Below are 3,597 nucleotides of genomic sequence, written 5' to 3'. Positions count from 1 at the left end.
CCACGGCCGTCCCGCTCGGTGCGATCAAGGTGACCGATGACCGCAACGCGCTCCTCGGCTGGACCCTGAAGGCGGATGCCACCGACTTCACCAGCGGTTCCAACACCATCGCGAAGAGCGCGCTGGGCATCGCGCCGGCCATCGTGAGCGGCGTCACCGACGGCATCACCCTCGGTGCGGCTCAGGTCGCGGGCTCGGCTTCCTACCCGGTGGCGACGCTCGCGCAGGCGACGGCCGGCTACGGCACGCTCGCCGTCGGCACCTCGCTCAACGCGGACCTGACCTTCAAGGCGCCGAACAACGCCGTGTCGGGTACCTACACCTCGACCCTGACCCTGACGCTCGCCTCGAAGTAACCCTCCGAGAAGAGCCGACGGCGAACAGTCGGAGGCATCCCACTGTGTGGGGAGGGCGCGAGCGCCTTCCCCACACAGTGCATCCGCGGCAGCGCCGCTTCCCAGACTCAAGAAAGCACCCGTCGATTTCCATGCCCTTCCTCGCTTCCCGTCGTGGCACGTCCCGTCGTATGCCGGCCGCCGTCTTCGCCCTCGGTGTGATGTTGAGCCTCTCCGCCTGCACGGCCACCAGCGCTGCGGTGCCGAGTTCGTCGACGGACACCGCAGCGGCGTCCTCGGCCCACGCCTTGTACGTCATCGGGGTCGACGGGGAAACGCTCGCACCCGGTTCGACAGCGGGATGGGACCAGGACGTCTTCGGTTCGCCGGCGTCATCGGACACGACCTTCTCGCATCCCTTCGCCGCACCCGCGGGAGCGACGTCCGCGGCGACGTTCCTCTCCCCTCGGGGGGACGAGCGCACTCCCTCGGCGTGGAACGCGTCGGGGTGGTTGGGCATCACATCCGACGGCGTGCTGCTTCCCAACCTGAAGATCAGCGGCTTGACGACTGCCGGCAGCGGCGACCCGTCGGGCACCCGGGCGGTGGCTCGACGCGGCGGGGACTACTCGCTCGGGATCGCCTTCCTCGATGCGAACGGCGCGGTGATCGAGACCGATTTCACCTCCGTGAGCATCACGGCGAACGACAACCCCAGCAGCTCGTCGTGGACGTGGTCCGCACCGGCAGGCTGAGTCGCTCCTCGATCACGCTCCGTTCACTCCCACGCAACGTCCGCGCCGCTCGTGCGTCACGACCTCAGCGAAAGATCTATCCGTGTCTTCTGCCCTCCCTCTCCTCACCTCGCGCCTGCGACGCACCGTGTCGATCGCGCTCGTCTCCCTGGTGGCGGCGACCGGTGCCCTCATGTTCTCGCCTGCTGCGGCGCATGCCGACGAGGTGGGCATCTCCACGGTTCCCGCGGGGGCAGACGGCAAGCCTGACGGGCGCACGCGATTCTCGTACGAGGCGAACCCCGGCCAGCAGGTGAAGGACACGTTCCTCGTGTCGAACACGGGAACCACGGCGCAGACCTTCACCGTCGTCGGTACTGACGCGTTCAACGACGCGCAAGGTGACTACGCCCTTCTTCCGACCTCGCAGCAGCCCACCGGAATCGGCACCTGGGTGCACTTCGCGGATGGGAGCGGTCGCATCTCGTTCGAGCTCGCACCCGGCACGAGCCGCGCGGTTCCTTTCAGCCTCGACGTGCCGGCGGACGCGACTCCCGGAGACCACGTCGGTGGACTTCTCGCCTCGGTCGTCACGCCCGGAGCCGAGGTGAGCCTGGACCGCCGTGTCGCCACCCGGCTGTACGCCCGCGTCGCGGGCCAGCTTCAACCGATGCTGTCGGTGGCGAGCATCAGCGCCGACTGGAACGGGGACTGGTGGAATCCGTTCGCCGGTTCTGTGACGCTTCACTACGTCGTGAAGAACACGGGCAACATCGCTCTCGCTGCGAACACGACGGCTGCGGTTCACACGTGGTTCGGTATTCCTGTCGGTGCGACCGCCTCGTCGCCGTTGGCGGAGCTCCTCCCGGGGTCGGCGGCGGCCATCGATGTCCCGCTGTCGGGCGTCTCGCAGTGGGGTTTTGTGAACCCCGGGGTCACCGTGAGTCCCTTCGTCCAGACGCAGGACGCCTCGCTCGGGGTACCTGCACCCGTCATCTCACGAGACACTTTCATCTTCACACCGCCCTGGATCCTTCTCATCGTCATTGCCCTCGCGGTCCTGGCGTTCTTCGCCGTGCGCTGGTGGCGTCGTCGCCAGGAGGCGCGCGCGCAGGCGTGGCTCGACTACATGGAGTCGGAGAACGCTGCGGCGCGGGAATCTGAACTGGCGAGCCCCTCCGTAGGGACGTCGTCGTGACGTCACGGCGCAGCCGTGCGGGCGGGGTCGTCGCCGTATGCGCACTGCTCGGTGTCCTCTGGTCACTCGGCGGTGGTGGTGCCGCCTCGGCGGATGACTCATCCCAGGGTGGGGGGAACGTCTCGGTCACGGTCGACGACGGCAGCACGCCCACTCCGAGCGCCTCGTCGACCGAATCCTCGACCACCCCGGGCGGGGGTGACTCCGGCACGGGCTCGCTCGGCTCCGGTTCGTCCGGCTCGGGTGCGGGTGGCGGTGCCACCAGCGGCGGGTCGTCGGTGCCCGGCACGACGACGACCACGACCTCGACCTCGGGCGGTGCCGTGGTGGGGGGCGTGCTCTACATGAGCGGTCTCGAGTCGCAGGGCAAGGCCGCAGCGAATCCGGCTGAGGGCTCCGTCATCCTGTGGTTCAGCCTGCGCAACATCTCCCAGAGCTCGATCGACGCCACAGTGCGCTTCTGGATGACCAATCCGCTCGGCGGCGAACTGGACGCTGCCGATGTCGCGGTGACCGGATTGAAGCCCGGAGCGATCCAGGTGGTCACGACCGAGCTCCACGGTGTCGGCCAGTGGGGGTTCGTCAACGCTCACGCGACGCTGACACCGCCGGAGACGATCGACGGCGTACAGGTGGGTCCCGTGACGCGTGATGCCGTGGCCTTCGTCTTCCCGTGGCTGGGCGCGACAGGCGTGATCGCGATCGGTGGTTCGGTTCTCGCGTGGTATGTCGTTCGCCGGATCTTCGCCGCACCGCTGCCGGTGAGTGCGACGTGACGACGATCGACGACGCCCCGCCGAGCGCCGCAGTTCCCCCGCGACCTCCTCGGGGGGCACGGCCCACACGGCCGCCGCGCCCTCCGCGCCGGCCGGGGTCCTACGTGCCGCGGCTCCCGCGACCGCGCGCACCTCTGACGCCATGGCAGGCCTTCGTGCGGGGCGTGCTCGCACTCGTGGCGACGCTGCTGCTGATGTTCATCCTCGATCTCCTGGTCTTCGGACCCGTGCAGCATCTCGCTGCACAGCAGCAGCTGCGCGATTCCTTCCGCTCACAGCTTGCGGCCGGAACCGCTCCGGTGAGCGAGGGTGACTTCAACAACGTCCTCCTCCCGGACGGCGCTCCGGTGGCGTCGATCCTGATCCCGCGGCTGGGCGTCTCCGAAATGATCGTGGAAGGTACCTCCAGCGCGGACCTGCGCCTCGGGCCGGGCCACCGGCGCGACACCGTGCTCCCCGGTCAGGCGGGGGTCAGCGTGATCATGGGTCGGGCGGCTGCGTTCGGTGGACCTTTCGGAGGCCTTCAGGCGCTCCAGCCGGGCGACCAGTTCGAG

At 69.0% G+C, this 3,597-nt stretch carries 4 protein-coding genes and 1 pseudogene; all 5 read left to right on the top strand.

The genetic code is table 11. From position 1 onward, the window contains the following. Nucleotides 1-356, top strand: a pseudogene (locus ASG00_RS10290) (WxL domain-containing protein); the annotation flags it as partial. A 131-nt stretch (nucleotides 357-487) separates the two neighbouring features. Beyond that, nucleotides 488-1,090 carry a hypothetical protein gene (locus tag ASG00_RS10285; protein WP_137877713.1) on the top strand — a complete coding sequence of 201 codons (603 nt, stop codon included), beginning with the start codon at nucleotides 488-490 and terminating at the stop codon, nucleotides 1,088-1,090. Nucleotides 1,091-1,172: 82 nt separating this feature from the next. Further along, nucleotides 1,173-2,267, top strand: a complete 1,095-nt coding sequence (locus ASG00_RS10280) for a hypothetical protein (protein WP_056209308.1) — start codon at nucleotides 1,173-1,175, stop codon at nucleotides 2,265-2,267. Next, a complete protein-coding gene (locus ASG00_RS10275) occupies nucleotides 2,264-3,043 on the top strand; it encodes a hypothetical protein (RefSeq protein ID WP_056209305.1) in 780 nt (259 codons plus the stop codon). The genes ASG00_RS10280 and ASG00_RS10275 overlap by 4 nt, the downstream gene beginning before the upstream one ends. A gap of 155 nt (nucleotides 3,044-3,198) precedes the next feature. Then, nucleotides 3,199-3,597: sortase (locus tag ASG00_RS18025; RefSeq protein WP_235559480.1), on the top strand; the 399-nt coding region annotated here is incomplete at its 3' end.

Source organism: Microbacterium sp. Leaf351, assembly GCF_001423825.1.
Taxonomy (GTDB): domain Bacteria; phylum Actinomycetota; class Actinomycetes; order Actinomycetales; family Microbacteriaceae; genus Microbacterium; species Microbacterium ginsengisoli.
Note: the sequence above shows the minus strand (reverse complement) of the source record. Positions and strands in the feature narration are given on the sequence as shown.

Bases quoted from the DNA above. Each gene is read 5' to 3' on its own strand.
- ASG00_RS10285 (WP_137877713.1), top strand. From the start codon at position 488: ATGCCCTTCCTCGCTTCCCGTCGTGGCACGTCCCGTCGTATGCCGGCC.